The 15,736-nt window shown below is 60.3% G+C and carries 17 protein-coding genes; 8 read left to right on the forward strand and 9 right to left on the reverse strand.

What is annotated here, in order from left to right:
- Positions 1-83: 83 nt before the first annotated feature.
- Positions 84-974: an AraC family transcriptional regulator gene (locus AC2444_RS18790; RefSeq protein ID WP_012759043.1), complete on the forward strand. Its 891-nt coding sequence runs from the start codon at positions 84-86 to the stop codon at positions 972-974.
- Between the two features lie 12 nt (positions 975-986).
- On the opposite strand, the gene AC2444_RS18795 is transcribed toward AC2444_RS18790, so the two are convergent.
- A complete protein-coding gene (locus AC2444_RS18795; RefSeq protein ID WP_012759044.1) occupies positions 987-1,715 on the reverse strand; it encodes a hypothetical protein in 729 nt (242 codons plus the stop codon).
- 178 nt (positions 1,716-1,893) lie between these two features.
- Between AC2444_RS18795 and AC2444_RS18800 the strand changes: the two genes are divergently transcribed.
- The 7 genes from AC2444_RS18800 to AC2444_RS18830 all read left to right on the forward strand — a co-directional run bounded on the left by AC2444_RS18800 (position 1,894) and on the right by AC2444_RS18830 (position 8,811).
- The gene (locus AC2444_RS18800) at positions 1,894-2,802 is read left to right on the forward strand and encodes a LysR family transcriptional regulator (RefSeq protein WP_003552957.1); all 909 of its coding nucleotides are present in this window, start codon (positions 1,894-1,896) and stop codon (positions 2,800-2,802) included.
- A 116-nt stretch (positions 2,803-2,918) separates the two neighbouring features.
- Entirely contained in the window at positions 2,919-4,079 is a 1,161-nt protein-coding gene (locus tag AC2444_RS18805; RefSeq protein ID WP_012759045.1) for an ABC transporter substrate-binding protein, read from the forward strand.
- A 215-nt stretch (positions 4,080-4,294) separates the two neighbouring features.
- Positions 4,295-5,281 carry an ABC transporter ATP-binding protein gene (locus tag AC2444_RS18810; protein ID WP_012759046.1) on the forward strand — a complete coding sequence of 329 codons (987 nt, stop codon included), beginning with the start codon at positions 4,295-4,297 and terminating at the stop codon, positions 5,279-5,281.
- A complete protein-coding gene (locus AC2444_RS18815) occupies positions 5,278-6,243 on the forward strand; it encodes an ABC transporter permease (RefSeq protein ID WP_012759047.1) in 966 nt (321 codons plus the stop codon). Before AC2444_RS18810 ends, AC2444_RS18815 begins: the two co-directional genes overlap by 4 nt.
- The gene (locus AC2444_RS18820) at positions 6,233-7,045 is read left to right on the forward strand and encodes an ABC transporter permease (RefSeq protein ID WP_012759048.1); all 813 of its coding nucleotides are present in this window, start codon (positions 6,233-6,235) and stop codon (positions 7,043-7,045) included. The genes AC2444_RS18815 and AC2444_RS18820 overlap by 11 nt, the downstream gene beginning before the upstream one ends.
- Positions 7,046-7,059: 14 nt before the next feature.
- Positions 7,060-8,487 carry a gamma-aminobutyraldehyde dehydrogenase gene (locus AC2444_RS18825; protein ID WP_012759049.1) on the forward strand — a complete coding sequence of 476 codons (1,428 nt, stop codon included), beginning with the start codon at positions 7,060-7,062 and terminating at the stop codon, positions 8,485-8,487.
- Positions 8,488-8,637: 150 nt separating this feature from the next.
- Entirely contained in the window at positions 8,638-8,811 is a 174-nt protein-coding gene (locus AC2444_RS18830) for a DUF1328 domain-containing protein (protein WP_012759050.1), read from the forward strand.
- A gap of 79 nt (positions 8,812-8,890) precedes the next feature.
- Here the strand turns inward: AC2444_RS18830 and AC2444_RS18835 are convergent, their stop codons facing one another.
- The 8 genes from AC2444_RS18835 to tal all read right to left on the reverse strand — a co-directional run bounded on the left by AC2444_RS18835 (position 8,891) and on the right by tal (position 15,384).
- Positions 8,891-9,550, reverse strand: coding sequence for a DUF3313 domain-containing protein (locus AC2444_RS18835; protein WP_012759051.1), 660 nt, complete (start codon positions 9,548-9,550; stop codon positions 8,891-8,893).
- Positions 9,551-9,709: 159 nt separating this feature from the next.
- On the reverse strand, positions 9,710-11,086 hold the full coding sequence (locus AC2444_RS18840) for a sensor histidine kinase (RefSeq protein ID WP_012759052.1): 1,377 nt from the start codon (positions 11,084-11,086) through the stop codon (positions 9,710-9,712).
- Positions 11,083-11,823 carry a response regulator gene (locus tag AC2444_RS18845; RefSeq protein ID WP_012759053.1) on the reverse strand — a complete coding sequence of 247 codons (741 nt, stop codon included), beginning with the start codon at positions 11,821-11,823 and terminating at the stop codon, positions 11,083-11,085. Before AC2444_RS18845 ends, AC2444_RS18840 begins: the two co-directional genes overlap by 4 nt.
- A 234-nt stretch (positions 11,824-12,057) precedes the next feature.
- Positions 12,058-12,336: a hypothetical protein gene (locus tag AC2444_RS18850; protein WP_012759054.1), complete on the reverse strand. Its 279-nt coding sequence runs from the start codon at positions 12,334-12,336 to the stop codon at positions 12,058-12,060.
- A gap of 194 nt (positions 12,337-12,530) precedes the next feature.
- The gene (locus AC2444_RS18855) at positions 12,531-13,022 is read right to left on the reverse strand and encodes a hypothetical protein (RefSeq protein ID WP_041935577.1); all 492 of its coding nucleotides are present in this window, start codon (positions 13,020-13,022) and stop codon (positions 12,531-12,533) included.
- 136 nt (positions 13,023-13,158) lie between these two features.
- Positions 13,159-13,608, reverse strand: coding sequence for a DoxX family protein (locus AC2444_RS18860; RefSeq protein ID WP_041935578.1), 450 nt, complete (start codon positions 13,606-13,608; stop codon positions 13,159-13,161).
- 49 nt (positions 13,609-13,657) lie between these two features.
- Positions 13,658-14,326, reverse strand: a complete 669-nt coding sequence (locus AC2444_RS18865; protein ID WP_012759057.1) for a DUF1345 domain-containing protein — start codon at positions 14,324-14,326, stop codon at positions 13,658-13,660.
- Between the two features lie 92 nt (positions 14,327-14,418).
- Positions 14,419-15,384: a transaldolase gene (tal, locus tag AC2444_RS18870; protein ID WP_012759058.1), complete on the reverse strand. Its 966-nt coding sequence runs from the start codon at positions 15,382-15,384 to the stop codon at positions 14,419-14,421.
- Positions 15,385-15,736: the final 352 nt, after the last annotated feature.

Genomic DNA, 15,736 nt, shown 5'->3' on the forward strand with positions numbered 1-15,736 from the left:
TACACTCCGCCGGAAACTGCCTCGTTCTTGCCTATTCCTGCTTTTGCCTTGTGCCGTGTCACTTGCTGGGGCAGGATTTCGCCATGCAAACAATGCTCGAAGAGATGCGCCGCTTGACGGCCCACGCTGAAAACCGCCCGACGGAAACCGGCATACCCGGCATACTGATGGTCAAGGGGGAGATCCCCGAACACAAGCTCGGCGCCGTTTATGAGCCAATGGTCAACCTGATCCTTGATGGCAGCAAGACGCTGACGATCGCCGGGCAGGATTATTATTACGATCCAGCGAGCTACTTCGTGATATCGATCGATGTGCCGGCGACGGGCATGGTGCAGCAGGCAGGTCCCGACCGGCCCTATATCGGCGTCAGCCTATCGCTCGATCCTGTAAAGGTCGCAGCGCTTCTCCTGGATCTTCCGCCGCAATCCTATCAGGAGGGACAAAGCGGTGGCTATTCCGTCTGTCGCATGACGCCGGAACTTCCGGGTGCCTGGCTGAGGATGCTGCAACTCATGGAGCGCCCGCAGGATATCCCTGCCCTTGCCCCGGCCTACGAACGCGAAATCCTCTATCGCGTGCTGCAAGGACCGCAGGGCTGGATGCTGCGGGATATCGCAGCACCCGATAGCGCCCTGTCGCGGATACGGCTCGCCATTCGCTGGGTTCGCGAGCATTATGCCGAAGCGGTCGAGGTCGAAAAACTCGCCGCCCTCACCGCCATGAGCGTCTCGGCCTTTCATCGCCATTTCAAGGCTGTGACGGCGATGAGCCCGATCCAGTTCCAAAAGCGTATCCGCCTGCTGCAGGCCCGCCAGCTTCTGATTTCCCAATCCGGAAACGCCTCCTCGGTCGCCTATTCGGTGGGCTACGAAAGCGTCTCGCAATTCACCAGGGAATATGCACGTTTCTTCGGCCAGCCGCCGGCGCGCGACGCCTCGCTGATGAGGGAAAATATCAGGCCTGCCGCCTGATGCTTTTTGGGTTTAGTGCCCGCTCTTGGCCTGCGGTTCTTCTGCGGGAGCGTCTTCCGCTGGAGTGGCTGCATCCTTGGCAGCCTGCTCCTGAGCAGACGGATCCTTGGTCTCCGGTGCTGCGCCGTGTCCACCGCCTGCTGCCTTGCCCTCACCCTTCGTGGAGCCAACCGCGACCGGGTCGACGCAATCCTCGGGGTCCTTGAAGGCGGCGCTGATCATGGCGACCTCGTCGAACGGCATCTCTATCCGCTCGCCGAAGAACAGCCCATTTTCACTGGCCTTGCCGTCATAGTAGCGCGCTGTATAGGCCTTGTCGTCGAGGCCGGGAACGGTCTTGTCGGGATGCGGGATATAGACGACATCGGCGCCGATCGCCCGGCCGCGAATGTCGGCGCGTAACGTCGGTCCGTTTTCGTCGAGCACCACCACCTGGACCAGATCCGGCTTCTGCGCGGCATAGACGGCCTGAGCGACACGAAGCGCAGTCTTGACGCGCGTCATCCCGTCGGTCGGTTCGGTTTTGATGTATTTGCGTACCCAGACGTGGTCCTGCTTCCGGATCGTCACCAGGTTGACGTCGCTGCATTCGAGCCCGTATCCACCACCGGCGGCACCGATCAGCCTGTCCTTGCCGACATAGACCGCCGCACCGCCGGAAACGCCCATGAGAAGAGCGACTCCACCGATGATGATTGCCAATTTCCGGGAAGGCCGGAAGATGCGCAGTAAGGCCTTCACGCCAACTGCTCCGCCATCTGAAACTCCAACGCAGGACAAGTGCTAAGAACGCTAAAGAAATGACGTTTCCGAAAGTTTAAGTGGGCGTGTGAAGCCTGCGCCATTTTGAGAAAACACCAAAAAAGGTCCGCTTTCCGGGCCGCTTGCCACAGCCTGTTCCGCCATGCTCTAAACCCCCATGGCCTTCACGCTTCGCCAGGTTCAATATTTCGTCGCCGTCGCCGAACAAGGTTCGGTGACGCGCGCCGCACAGAACCTTTCGATCTCTCAATCCTCGGTGACGGAAGCGCTGAAGGAGCTCGAAACCGACCTCGGCGTCGCGCTCTTCGAGCGCCATCCGCGCGGCCTGACCATCACCCATAACGGCCACCAGTTCCTGCGCCACGCGACGAAGATCCTGGCCTCCGTCTCCGATGCGCGGACCAGCTTTTCCGGCCAGCAAAGCGCCCTCTCCGGCACGCTGAACATCGGCGTCACCTCGCTTGTCGCCGGCTACGTGCTCTCCGACCTGCTGGCGCGATACCGGCGCGCCTGTCCTGATATCGAGGTCAGCGCCATCGAGGACAATGGTGGTTACCTCGAACATCTCCTGGTCGGCGGCGAACTCGATGTCGCCGTGATGGTGATATCAAATCTGCGCGACCGGATGGCGCTGCAGGCGGAGATCTTGGAGACCTCGCCCTATCGACTATGGCTGCCGATGGGCCATCCGCTGGTATCGGCCGACATCATCTCGGTCGCCGACATCGCCCGCGAACCGCTGATCATGCTGACGGTCGACGAAATCGAGGAGAATACCGGCAAGCTGCTCTCAGCCCTCGGCGCCCGCCCGCATGTCGCCTTCCGCACCCGCTCGGTGGAGGCGGTGCGCAGTTTGGTTGCGACAGGCGCCGGCGTGGCCCTGCTTCCCGATCTTGTCTACCGTCCATGGTCGCTGGAAGGCGACCGCATCGAGAGCCGCGACGTCTCCGGTTCGCTGCCGGTCGTCCAGGTCGGCATGGTCTGGCGCAAGGGCTCCAGCCTGCCGCAGGCGGCGCGCGACTTCGTCGGCATCGCCGAAAGCTTGCGCTCCGGCCGAATCCGATGATATCGGAATTTCCGATATCGCCTTTCTGATAAATGAATTTGCGAAAGCGGCTTTTTCGCGTCACCTTTTCATCCGGGAACAAACCGCCACAAAAGTGGCAAACCGGGAGACGGATGATGACGAATCTGTTGAAATCCTGCACGGCAGCGCTCGCTTGCCTCAGCTTCGCGACGCAGGGAATCGCCGCCGAACCGCTGAAGGCTCTGGGCAAAGGCGAAGGTGCGGTCAGCATCGTCGCCTGGGCCGGCTATATCGAACGCGGCGAAACCGACAAGAACTACGACTGGGTCACCGATTTCGAAAAGGAGACCGGCTGCAAGGTTTCAGTCAAGACCGCCGCCACCTCGGATGAAATGGTGTCGCTGATGAACGAAGGCGGCTTCGATCTCGTCACGGCATCGGGCGACGCCTCGCTCCGCCTTATCGCCGGCAAGCGTGTCCAGCCGATCAACACCGACCTGATCCCGAGCTTCAAGACCGTCGACGAGCGTCTGCAGAACGGACCGTGGTATACGGTCGGCGGCGTGCATTACGGCGTGCCCTATCTCTGGGGGCCGAACGTGCTGATGTACAATACCGATGCCTTCAAGGACAAGGCGCCGACCAGCTGGAACGTCGTCTTCGAAGAGCAGACGCTGCCCGACGGCAAGTCCAACAAGGGCCGCGTCCAGGCCTATGACGGCGCTATCTACATCGCCGATGCCGCTATGTATCTGATGGCCCATAAGCCGGATCTCGGCATCAAGGATCCCTACGAGCTGAACGAGGACCAGTACAAGGCCGCCCTCGACCTGCTGCGCGGCCAGCGCAAGCTCGTCTCCCGCTACTGGCACGACGCGATGATCCAGATCGACGATTTCAAGAACGAAGGCGTCGTCGCCTCCGGCTCCTGGCCCTTCCAGGTGAACCTGCTGCAAGCCGACAAGCAGAAGATCGCCTCCACTTTTCCGGATGAAGGCGTCACCGGCTGGGCCGACACCACCATGCTGCATGCCGACAGCGAACATCCGAACTGCGCCTATATGTGGATGGAACATTCGCTGAAGGCCAAGGTCCAGGGCGACGCCGCCGCCTGGTTCGGCGCCGTGCCCTCCGTTCCCGCTGCCTGCAAGGGCAACGAGCTGATAGGCGACAGCGGTTGCGCCACCAACGGCTTCGATCACTTCGACAAGATCAAGTTCTGGAAGACCCCGGTCGCCAAATGCACCACGCAGAGCGAATGCGTGCCGTACCATCGTTGGGTGTCTGATTATATCGGCGTGATCGGCGGGCGGTAAACCGGGCCGATCCGCTTGGGTAAAGTCCCCTCCCCAACCCCTCCCCACAAGGGGGAGGGGCCTTGAATGGCACCGCCGAATTCCTGCCGAAACGCCAAGGTATTTGCGAAAGGGGTACGGCAGATTAAGCCCCTCCCCCTTGTGGGGAGGGGTTTGGGCGGAGTCATATGAACCAAGACCGCAGCCTCTCTAAAAGCAAAGAAGCCGGAGCCCTCATGACACCCGCCGTCCGTTTCCAGCAGGTATCACGCCATTTCGGCCAGGTTCGCGCCGTCGACGGCGTCGATCTCGAGATCGCGCCCGGCGAATTCTTTGCCATGCTCGGGCCGTCCGGCTCCGGCAAGACGACGTGCCTGCGATTGATCGCCGGCTTCGAGCAGCCGACCGCGGGCCATATCCAGATCTTCGGCGAGACGGCCGACGGCGTTCCGCCCTATCGCCGCAACGTCAACACCGTATTCCAGGACTACGCGCTCTTCCCGCATCTCAACATCCTCGACAATGTCGCCTACGGGCTGATGGTCAAAGGCGTCGGCAAGGCGGAGCGGATGAAAGCGGCAGGCGATGCCCTCGAGCTCGTCAAGCTGCCGGGTTACGGCGCCCGCCGCCCCGGCCAGCTGTCCGGTGGTCAGCGCCAGCGCGTGGCGCTCGCCCGCGCACTGGTCAACAAGCCGAAGGTGCTGCTGCTCGACGAGCCGCTCGGCGCGCTCGACCTGAAGCTCCGCGAACAGATGCAGGAGGAGCTGAAGAGCCTGCAGCGCGCACTCGGCATCACCTTCGTCTTCGTCACCCACGATCAGGGTGAGGCGCTGTCCATGGCCGATCGCGTCGCCGTCTTCAACGACGGCAATATCGTCCAGGAGGGCACGCCGCAGGATATCTACCGCCGCCCGAAGAACCGCTTCGTCGCCGATTTCGTCGGCTCGTCGAACGTCATCGCACCTGATCTGATGGCCTCACTCGGCGGCGAAAGACGCTGGGCAAGCCTCCGTCCCGAAGCAATCCGGCTGGCAGGCGACGGTGTCGCGGCGCAGGTCGACAATGCGAGCTTCCTCGGCGCAGCCACGCGCCTCACCGTTGGCCTCCGGGGGGCGCGGCTGCATGTGATGCTGCCGGCGGGCGCAGATGTGCCTGTCGTCGGCGCCGGCATACGCCTTGCCTGGCAGCCCGACGATATCCACTACATGGATGACGCGGCATGACGGCGATCTTCATCACCACCAATGAGGCGACATCGATTCTTCCGGGGCGCGGCGGCCTCTTCGGCCGGCTGTCCGATGCCTTCTGGCGGCACCCGAAACTGCTGCTCTTCCTGATGCTGACGCCGCCGCTGCTCTGGCTCGGCATCATCTATATCGGTTCGCTGCTCGCCCTGCTTCTGCAGAGTTTCTTTTCGATCGACGATTTCTCAGGCCTGGTGAATTACGAATTCACCCTTGCGACCTATGCGCAGCTTCTGAGCCCGACGAATTTCGACATTATCATCCGCACTTTCGTCATGGCGGCACTAGTGACCGTCGCTTCCGCCTTGATCGCCTTCCCGATCGCCTACTACACGGCGCGTTATGCGCAAGGCAAATGGAAGGCGCTTTTCTATCTCGGCATCATGCTGCCGCTCTGGTCGAGCTATCTCGTCAAGATCTACGCCTGGAAGCTGATCCTCGCCAAGGAAGGCATCCTCACCTGGATCTTCGAGAAGCTCTATCTCTCCTGGCTGCTCGACGGCATCCTGAACCTGCCCGTCATCGGCGGCAATTCGCTCTCGGTCAGCTACCTCGGCACCTTCATCGTCTTCGTCTATATCTGGCTCCCCTATATGATCCTGCCGACGCAGGCAGCCCTCGAGCGTGTGCCCGGCAACCTGATCGAGGCCTCGTCGGATCTCGGCGCCACGCCGCGCCAGACCTTCCGAACGGTGCTGCTGCCGCTCGCCCTGCCCGGCATCGTCGCCGGCTCGATCTTCACCTTCTCGCTGACATTGGGCGATTATATCATCCCGCAGATCATCGGCTCGTCCAGGCTCTTCATCGGCCAGGCGGTCTATACCCAGCAGGGAACGGCCGGCAACGTGCCGCTTGCTGCCGCCTTTTCCGTCGTGCCGATCGTCATCATGGCGCTCTATCTCTGGCTCGCCAAGAAACAGGGAGCTTTCGATGCGCTCTGACCTCAAGACATCGCCACTTGCGCTGAAGGTCGCCGCAGCCGGCGGGCTGCTCTTCCTGCATCTGCCGATCCTGCTGATCTTCGTCTATGCCTTCACGACGGAGGAGAAGAGCTATCAATGGCCGCCGCCTGGCCTGACGCTGCAATGGTTCGAGGTCGCCTGGAACCGGCCGGACGTCTGGTCGGCGCTCGGGCTTTCCGTGCAGGTCGCCGTCATCGCCACGGCGATCGCGCTGGTCCTCGGCACGCTCTGTGCTGCAGCCGTCAGCCAGACGAAGTTCTTCGGCCGCGAGGCGATCTCGCTGCTGGTCATCCTGCCGATCGCCCTTCCCGGCATCATCACCGGCATTGCGCTCCGCTCCGCCTTCAGCCTGTTCGACATCCCGTTTTCGGTCTGGACCATCGTGCTCGGCCACGCCACTTTCTGCGTCGTCGTCGTCTACAACAATGCGGTCGCCCGCTTCCGCCGCACCTCCGGTTCGCTGATCGAGGCCTCGATGGATCTCGGCGCCGACGGCTTCCAGACCTTCCGTCATGTCATCCTGCCGAATATCGGCACCGCCCTTCTTGCCGGCGGCATGCTTGCCTTCGCGCTGTCTTTCGACGAGGTCATCGTCACCACCTTCACCGGTGGCCAGCAATCGACCTTGCCGATCTGGATGCTCGAAGAACTCATCCGCCCGCGCCAGCGCCCTGTCACCAATGTGGTCGCCATGGTCGTCGTGCTCGTCACCTTCCTGCCGATCCTGGCAGCCTATTACCTCACCCGCGATGGCGACCAGATCGCCGGCGCCGGTAAATAAAAAGGGAGAACATCATGGATATCCAAATGCTGATCGGTTCCCGCTTTGAAAAAGGCACGGAAACGGAAGAGCACGTCCTGAACCCCAAGACGGGCGAGACGGTGCTGGACCTTGCCGAAGCGTCGCTTTCCCAGGTTGACGCTGCAGTCGACGCCGCCGAGAAAGCCTTCACGAGCTGGTCACAGACAACGCCCGGCGAGCGCTCCGGCTACCTGTTGAAGATCGCCGATGCAATCGAAAAGGATGCCGCCGGCTTTGCCGCACTGGAGGCGCTGAACTGCGGCAAGCCGATCAATGCGGTGCTGAACGACGAAATCCCGGCGATCGTCGATTGTTATCGCTTTTTTGCGGGCGCCGTGCGCAACCTGCACGCACCGGCGGCCGGCGAATACCTGCCCGGCCACACCTCGATGATCCGCCGCGATCCGATCGGCATTGTCGGCTCGATCGCGCCGTGGAACTATCCGCTGATGATGATGGCCTGGAAGCTGGCGCCAGCGATCGCCGGCGGCAATACCGTCGTCTTCAAGCCCTCGGAGCAGACGCCGCTGACGGCGCTGAAAATGGCGAAGCTGCTCTCCGAAATCCTTCCCGAAGGCGTCGTCAACGTCATCCTCGGCCGTGGTGAAAGTGTCGGCAACGCCCTGATCAATCACGCCAAGATCGGCATGGTCTCGATCACCGGCGATATCGCAACCGGCAAGAAGGTACTGCAGGCCGCGGCCAAGACGGTCAAGCGCACCCACCTGGAACTCGGCGGCAAGGCCCCGGTCATTGTCTTCGATGATGCCGATATTGATGCGGTCGTCGCCGGCATCCGCACCTTCGGCTATTACAATGCCGGCCAGGACTGCACCGCCGCCTGCCGCATCTATGCCGATGCCAGGGTCTACGACAATTTCGTCGCCGACCTCTCCTCAGCCGTCTCGAGTATCCGCTTCAACCAGGCCGACGATACCGAAAACGAGATCGGCCCGCTGATCTCCAAGCGCCAGCGCGACCGCGTCGAAAGCTTCGTCGCCCGCGCTTCCGAACACAAGCACATGGAGATCACCGCCGGCGGCAAGGTTTCCGGCGACAAGGGTTTCTTCTTCACGCCGACGGTCATTGCAGGCGCCCTGCAGGACGACGAGATCGTCCGGCGCGAGGTCTTCGGCCCGGTCGTCTCGGTCACCCGCTTTTCCGATGCCGACGACGCCGTTGCCTGGGCAAACGACAGCGACTACGGCCTGGCCTCCTCCGTCTGGACCAAGGATATCGGCCGCGGCATGAAGACAGCCGCCCGCCTGCAATATGGCTGCACCTGGATCAACACCCATTTCATGCTGACCAACGAGATGCCGCATGGCGGCCTCAAACAGTCGGGCTACGGCAAGGACATGTCGGTCTACGCACTGGAGGACTACACCGCCGTACGCCACGTGATGATCAATCACGGCTGACCGGCAGGAAAGGCAAGGGTACGAAATTCGACGCAATGCCCATCGGTAGCACCGGGAGGGTGCTCCCCAGAGATCGCCATTCCATTCAAGCGATCTGGAACATTTTCCCGGTTGCCGCGTCTTTCCCAAGCAAACGCAAAGGATGATGTCATGCTGAAATGGGCTCTGATATTTTTTGTCATTTCGATCATCGCCGGCTTCTTCGGTTTCTCCGGCGTCTCCGCAGCGACCGCGACAATCGCACGCGTTCTCTTCGGCATCGCGCTGCTGATCTTCCTGATCTTCCTTGTCCTTGCGCTGATGGCCGGCCAGGCGATCCTGTGAGCGGTCGCGGGGGCCGCTGCGCCTTGCGCTTGCGGCCCCCGCCGTCTGTTGTCGCCACAGGCCCTTTAAGCCCTGCGGCCTATTTCAACTCGGCAAGCAGAGCATCGGCACCTTTGCGGATGCCCACCATGGAGGCATCCATCGCCGTGAAGCTTGCGCCGATATTCATCGCGTTGGGATATTGCTTGGTGACATAGGAAGACAGGAGGCGATTGCTCGCAGCGTCATAGATCTCCACGGCATAATTCACCGAGCCGATCATCGAGCCTTCCCGGCCGCGAACGGCCTGGACGGTGTTATACAATCCGCCTGCGACGTCGATGCGCGTGACCGTTCCGAGGACCGCGGTCGTTGCCTTGGCGCCCGTCAGCGTCAGATGCAATCTGAGAGTCGCTGGAGCAGGCGTGCTGACGACAGCAAAGCGCGTCTTCAATTTTTCCGTGAATTGAACCTGCATGTAATTGGCAAGGAATGCTTTGTCTTTTTCTAAGACCTTGCCGAACTGGTTGTCGGGACCGTTATAGACGGCAACGGGATCGACGATGATCCTGCTGTACTGGCTCCAGTTGACTTTAGTCTGATAGCGATACGGTACGCGGCCGGTCTTATCCTCGCTGTTCGGCTGGAGCTGCGATGCCGAAGCCAGCCCGGAATAAACCGTGGGGTCAGGGGCCGTGCATGCGGCAACGCTCGAACAGGCGAGCATCAGTGCGGCGCCGACTTTCAAAGTTTTTATCAATGACTTGGCTCCAGCTTTGGAAATACCGAATGGCATCTGCTGGCAGCGGTTTTATGGAATTCGAATGTTGCTGTGTTTGCCATGATATGTGGAAATGTTCGTGAGCCGTGTTCGCTCCGGGCAGCGCGACGCGTGATGACGCGACGGCCGGGCAATAAGTCATTGTGACGAAGGGATCGGCGGCGCGCCTTCGGGCTGGCTCGCCTGAGGGGCGGGAAGATCGATCACGACGACCAGGCCGGTTGGCGTCCTGTCCAGCAACGTCAACTGTCCATTATGCGCTTTGGTGACAATTCCTTTGGCGATCGGAAGGCCGAGCCCAAGCCCGGAGCCGCCCTGGGCACCGATCTGGCGGGATTTATCCACTTTGAAGAACGGCTCCAGAACTTTTGCCTTGGCCTCATCGGTCAAACCAGGACCATTGTCGCCCACCGATATTTTGATCCCGCCATCGTCGCTCTCTTGCAGATCGATTTCGACTTGCTTTGCATAACGAGACGCATTGTCGACCAGATTCGTGATTGCCCGAGTCAGGGCCTGAGGTTTGCAGACAAACGCCAGCCGCCGCGAACCGGTGAAGCCTACATCGACGCCCATGTCGGAGAAGTCTGTCGCAATCGTCTGCAGCAGGCTTGAGATATCGACCTTTCGATCAGTCTCCGCAGTGGACGCGTCTTTGAAATAGGCCAGGCACTCGTCGATCATGAAACTCAAGGTGGCGATATCGGCCAGCATCAGGCCGCGAAGCTCGGGCTCGCCAGAACGCTCGGCACGCATCCGCAATCTCGTCAGAGGCGTCCTGAGATCATGCCCCACGCCACTCAGCATTCTTGTTCGATCCTCCGCCATGCTCTGGATTCGATCGCTCATGACGTTCAGCGATTCCGCCAGACTTCGAATCTCGGCTGCGCCGTCCGGTTCGAAAGGCTTTTCCCAACTGCCCTCGATGCTTGCTCGCTTTGCGGCGGCGGCAAAGCGCCTCAGAGGCTCGGTGATAAGCCAGCTGCTGAAATATGCAAGCAGCACCAATGGGATGACGATTTTCAAAAACCCGCTCACGGCGGCCGGAACAAACCAGACATAGCTGGGAAAAACCGGCAGTTGAAAGACGAGGGCGCGCTTGTCGTCAATTCCGACAGTCAGGACATCTGGGTGCGATTGACCGATGACGAAGCGATGAAATGCCGCAAAAATATTGTCGGCAAGCATTGTGTTGATACGCGCCACCAATTCGCTGGGAGATACCATCTGCTGTTTGCCGGCAAGTGGCTGCTCCAGGGACAATTTTTCGACCCCAACGCCGAGTGCCGCTGCTCTCTTGAGAACGGTGACTTCGTCCTGCGCTGAACTTGCCTGGGCAAATTGCTCCGCGACCATTGCCGCTCTGGCAGCAAACAGGCCGTTTTGAAACCCACGATCATGACGGCCGTAGATATAGGGCTCCATGGCGGTTGCCGCGACGGAAACGAGCACGACAAGCAAGGTCGCCAATATGAGGATCTGGCTTTGGATCGAAGCGCGCCGAAAATTTCTCAAGGGAGACGCTCTACCTTGGATGCGAAGAGATAACCGCCCAGCCGCACCGTCTTTATGAACGTCGGATCTTTCAGATTTGGTTCGATCTTTTGCCTGACCCGGCTGATATGGGCGTCGATGCTGCGCTCGACCGGCCCCGCCGATCCGGCATGTGTCATCGACAACAGCTGTTCGCGCGTCAAAACCTTGTTGGGATTGCAGCAGAAGGCCAGGAGGATATCGAACTCCGCGGTTGTCATGGAAACCTGCGCGCCGTCGGCGTCGTGGAGTTGACGGCTTTTTGGATCGATGCGCCATCCCGAGAACATCATCGGTCCAAGTGCTTCCTCCTGATGATGCGCATATGACGCCCTGCGGAGAATACTCTTGATCCGGGCCAGAAGCTCGCGGGAGTTGAATGGTTTCGTGACATAGTCGTCGGCTCCGAGCTCCAGGCCGAGAATGCGGTCGATATCCTCCTGGAGCGCCGTCAACATCAGGATTGGCACCGAGCACGCCGCACGAAGCCGCCTGCAGATGCTGAAACCGTCCTCGCCCGGCAACATCGCATCGAGGACGATGAGATCGAATTGCTGTCGCACCATCATTCGATCCATAGCCGCGCCGCTTTCCACCGACGAGGCCTCGAAGCCGCTGCTTCGGACAAGATCCACCAGCATATCCGCGATGGCGGGATCGTCTTCGACGATGAGGATATGAGCCTGATTGGGAGCTGCCATTTCATATGCCATCGTCATTCGTTCTCTTGCCGGGAGATGCCCTTGGCGCGAAATTACCACGTTCACCGTGTCTCGGTCAGGCGGCCTCGTCGACTGTCAATCGCGGCGGCTAATCTCCGCAGTCAATCAGACACCACACGATATCGGTCGCCGCGCCGACGCGGTCTCCGCCTTCAGGATATCAAGTATCGTGCAATGCTATATTCGATAATGTTGAGATATGTTGCGGGACTGCCAATGCGGAGTCCGGCGTCAAAACTGGCTTTCGGGATCGCCGCTGATTTCCACCTTGTCACCTAGGATGGCGCTGTCAATGATGACCGTGGCGATGAAACACATCCGGACGACCAGCAGGCAAAAGAACACCAGAGAGACGACCGCCGTCGTATAAAATTTCAACGCCGAGCGCTTCTGGAGCCCTGCGGTGAGCTTATCGAGAGCGCGTCTGGCGAGACGACCGATCGCCACCAGCAGGAACAATGCCGTGATGATATATCCGCTTGCCGATGCTGCACCGAGCAACTGAAACATGAGAAGACATCCGCACCACGTAAAAAGCTCCGGTCTCGGAATGACGTTTTCAAGCCGCCGAAACCCGGTAGAAATATGCTCATAGGAATCGTCCGGAACGAGGCGCAGCGTGGCCGGCCGGAGAGACGGGGCCGGGTCATCGGGATCTGAATCAGGCGAAGACCGGTCCGTCGGCGACGGGAATTCGGTCACCTCTAATCGGCTCGTTCTGCGCTGGGCGCAGCGCGGCGGCTTAAAAGAAGGGAGGTGGCGGCACGCCACCGGGATGCCTTCGCCGTGCCTGCAATCACCGTCTCGTTCGCAGCAGGGGCTCTCTGGACTGCAGCAATTCTGCCTGTCCTTGACTCGGTAAGGGCCGAGATCCTTCTCAGAAATGCATCGCTGTCGAATTCCTTCGAGGAGTGAACCGCCTTCGTGGCCGGCTGGACGGCATGGAAAAACACCTCCAGATTGATGATCGGTATCGGCTTGATGTTTCGGACCATGTCGATATCCGACCGCATCGTTACGGCCAGAAAATATCGGCCCGAACGCAAGGCGTCGAAAAGTTCCGGCACCGAGGACACAGCCGCCGCGACATATCCGTTCTCATTCAATTTCGAGACGATATCGCAGGCAGCGTCTTTTCCGAGAAAGACGAGAATTGGCTTTTGCTGATTGTTTTGCGCGGAAGACATCACTGGCACACTCCTGACCTGTCGCCAAAAGTGTAGCCCGCATCGACGCTTCTGTTTGTTCGGTTTTATTCGGTTTTATTGCGCCAGGGAGCGCCCGCAAAATTCATCAAATTCAGCACCGAAGGTCTTCGGATTTCGGGGGCATTCACGACAATACCGCCCTGAGCCAGGGAGGCATTTTGTTCGTTCGCTTTCTCAGCAGCTTGTCGATCGATATCGATCCCGCACCCGAAACCGCGAGCACGAACATGCCGCCGGCAATCGCCAGGTCCTTCTCGAAGTGCAGCAGTTCGTTCTGGCTGGCAAAATTCGTGTGAAAGAGCAAGGCGGTCGCCAGGCAGAAGAGCGCCAGCGCCAATGCCCCAAGCCGGCTGAGGAAGCCTGTCGCGACGGAAAGGCCGGCGCCGATCTGCAGGGCAATGGTGGCAAGCGCGACCGGCGCCGACAGCCCCAGTTTTGCGAAAATGTCGAAAGTCGCGGTGATATCTGCCGCGAGCGACCAAGCTTCGTGCAGGAAGATCAGCGACAGCAGAAGCCTGCCGAGGAGAAGAATGAGATCGGCCAGTCGGGGCCGGCTTGAGGCGCTTTCCATCATACCCTCCGATTTGAAGAGCAGGTGGTTAGCCCGCTCAAGGCAAGGCGCATTATAGCAGGCTCGCCCCGACATTTATCGCAAGCGCCAGGATCGTCGTATTGAACAGGAACGACAGCACGGCATGCAGCAGCGTCAGCTTGCGCATGCTGGTCGAACTGACCGCGACATCCGCCGTCTGTGCGGCAACGCCGATGGTGAAGGAGAAATAGAGGAAATCCCAGTAGCCGGGCTCTTCGATCCCGTCCGGAAACTTCAGCCCACCCTCCTCGTCCGCCCCGCCATAGAAATAATGGGCATAGTGGATGGTGAAGAGTGTATGCAGGAAGATCCAGGAAATCAGGATCGTCAGAACCGCAACACCTGCCCGCGCCAGCGCGACGTCAGGTGCCGCCTCCTTGATCGAATGAAGCTCGAGGCCGATCCCGGCAATGCTGGCAAGTGCGGCACCGATCGACAGAGCCAGCAGGACGGTGTCGGAGAAATCGAGATCCTCCGAACGTTTCCGGATGCTTTCAACCGTCGCCCGCAGCATCTTGCGCCAGCTGAGCGCGACAAAAACGCCGGCGCTGACATTCCAGCCGAACAGGATATTGCCGGCGCTGACTTCGCGTGAGGTCAGCGCCAAGAAGACCACCAGTCCGGCAACAACGGCAAAGATGAAGCTCGCATGCTTGTAGGCAAATGCTGCAAGCGAATTTGCCCGTTCCTCATCCGCCATATCGGTCTCCGACAGCATATGCCCTTGATAACAGCATGAAAAAGGCGCGCCTGCCAGCCGGCAGCCGCGCCTCCGATTGTGGCCGAGCCTTATCAGGCGGCGGCGAGCTGCAGTTCCTTCTGCACCATGGTGCGCAGCGTTCCGAGATCCTTGGCGAAGGCGCGGATGCCTTCGGCGAGTTTTTCCGTCGCCATCGCGTCTTCGTTCATCATCCAGCGGAAGGTCTTCTCGTCGACGGAGACCTTCGGATCCGGCTTGCGGCTCTCCGGCGAGAGCTTGCGCTCCAGCTTGCCTTCATCCTTGGCGAGCTCGTCGAGCAGGTTCGGGCTGATGGTCAGGCGGTCGCAGCCGGCAAGGGCTTCGATTTCGCCGGCGCTGCGGAAGGAGGCGCCCATGACGATCGTCTTGATGTCGTTTGCCTTGTAGTAGTTGTAGATTTCACGGACGGAGATGACGCCCGGATCTTCCTCAGGCGTATAGTCCTTGCCGGTCGACTTCTTGTACCAGTCGAGGATGCGGCCGACGAAGGGCGAGATCAGGAACACTTTGGCGTCGGCGCAGGCGATCGCCTGGGCCTTGCTGAAGAGAAGCGTGAGGTTGCAGTCAATGCCTTCCTTCTGCAGCACTTCGGCGGCGCGGATGCCTTCCCAGGTGGAAGCGAGTTTGATGAGGATGCGGTCCTGGTCGATACCGCGATCCTTGTAGGCGGCAATGATTGCGCGCGCCTTGGCAAGCGAAGCCTCGGTATCGAAGGAAAGATCGGCGTCGACTTCGGTCGAGACGCGGCCCGGGACGAGCTTCACCAGGGCTGCGCCGACGGAGATGGCGAGACGATCGGCGACGGCGGAAGAAACGGCTTCGGGATTGCCGCCCTGTTTCTTGCCCCAGGTAACGGCTTCCTTGATGGCGTCGGCAAACATCGGCGTGCCGAGGGCCTTGAGCACGATGCTCGGGTTCGTCGTGCAATCGACCGGCTTCAGGCGGGCGACGGCTTCGATGTCGCCGGTATCGGCGACCACGGTGGTAATCTCGCGGAGTTGGTCAAGCTTGGATGTCATGGTCAATAATCCTTGTTGAACTTGGGCTGCGACCGGCGCGAGTTCCGCCGGGCAAAGGTGATCTACCGACAGGTTGTTTGCATGCTGCAGGCGAAAATGCGCGCATCCGTCACGGATGATTCATAAACGTGAAGGACAGTGGCCGTGTTCCGGCCGCAAACGAACGGCTGCTCAAACGCAAGCGATACCGCTTGCGGCTGGAAGGCCGGTCGTGACTTTCGGCATGCCCGCACTATGTCCTCCTCGGACGGACAAGAACGACTTGTGTCACCCGGACTATCGCCATTCGCCTTGCGAAAAGTCAAGGACATTTGTGCATTTCAATTGACATAAGTGTCACACCCGTCATTAT

It is taken from the genome of Rhizobium sp. WSM1328, assembly GCF_057653715.1.

Excerpts from the sequence above, each read along its gene's own strand:
- AC2444_RS18810 (WP_012759046.1), top strand. The coding sequence starts at position 4,295 with ATGACACCCGCCGTCCGTTTCCAGCAGGTATCACGCCATTTCGGCCAG.
- tal (WP_012759058.1), bottom strand. The coding sequence starts at position 15,384 with ATGACATCCAAGCTTGACCAACTCCGCGAGATTACCACCGTGGTCGCC.
- AC2444_RS18865 (WP_012759057.1), bottom strand. The coding sequence starts at position 14,326 with ATGGCGGATGAGGAACGGGCAAATTCGCTTGCAGCATTTGCCTACAAG.
- AC2444_RS18850 (WP_012759054.1), bottom strand. The coding sequence starts at position 12,336 with ATGTTTCAGTTGCTCGGTGCAGCATCGGCAAGCGGATATATCATCACG.
- AC2444_RS18825 (WP_012759049.1), top strand. The coding sequence starts at position 7,060 with ATGGATATCCAAATGCTGATCGGTTCCCGCTTTGAAAAAGGCACGGAA.
- AC2444_RS18845 (WP_012759053.1), bottom strand. The coding sequence starts at position 11,823 with ATGACGATGGCATATGAAATGGCAGCTCCCAATCAGGCTCATATCCTC.
- AC2444_RS18790 (WP_012759043.1), top strand. The coding sequence starts at position 84 with ATGCAAACAATGCTCGAAGAGATGCGCCGCTTGACGGCCCACGCTGAA.
- AC2444_RS18815 (WP_012759047.1), top strand. The coding sequence starts at position 5,278 with ATGACGGCGATCTTCATCACCACCAATGAGGCGACATCGATTCTTCCG.
- AC2444_RS18805 (WP_012759045.1), top strand. The coding sequence starts at position 2,919 with ATGACGAATCTGTTGAAATCCTGCACGGCAGCGCTCGCTTGCCTCAGC.
- AC2444_RS18860 (WP_041935578.1), bottom strand. The coding sequence starts at position 13,608 with ATGATGGAAAGCGCCTCAAGCCGGCCCCGACTGGCCGATCTCATTCTT.
- AC2444_RS18830 (WP_012759050.1), top strand. The coding sequence starts at position 8,638 with ATGCTGAAATGGGCTCTGATATTTTTTGTCATTTCGATCATCGCCGGC.
- AC2444_RS18800 (WP_003552957.1), top strand. The coding sequence starts at position 1,894 with ATGGCCTTCACGCTTCGCCAGGTTCAATATTTCGTCGCCGTCGCCGAA.
- AC2444_RS18820 (WP_012759048.1), top strand. The coding sequence starts at position 6,233 with ATGCGCTCTGACCTCAAGACATCGCCACTTGCGCTGAAGGTCGCCGCA.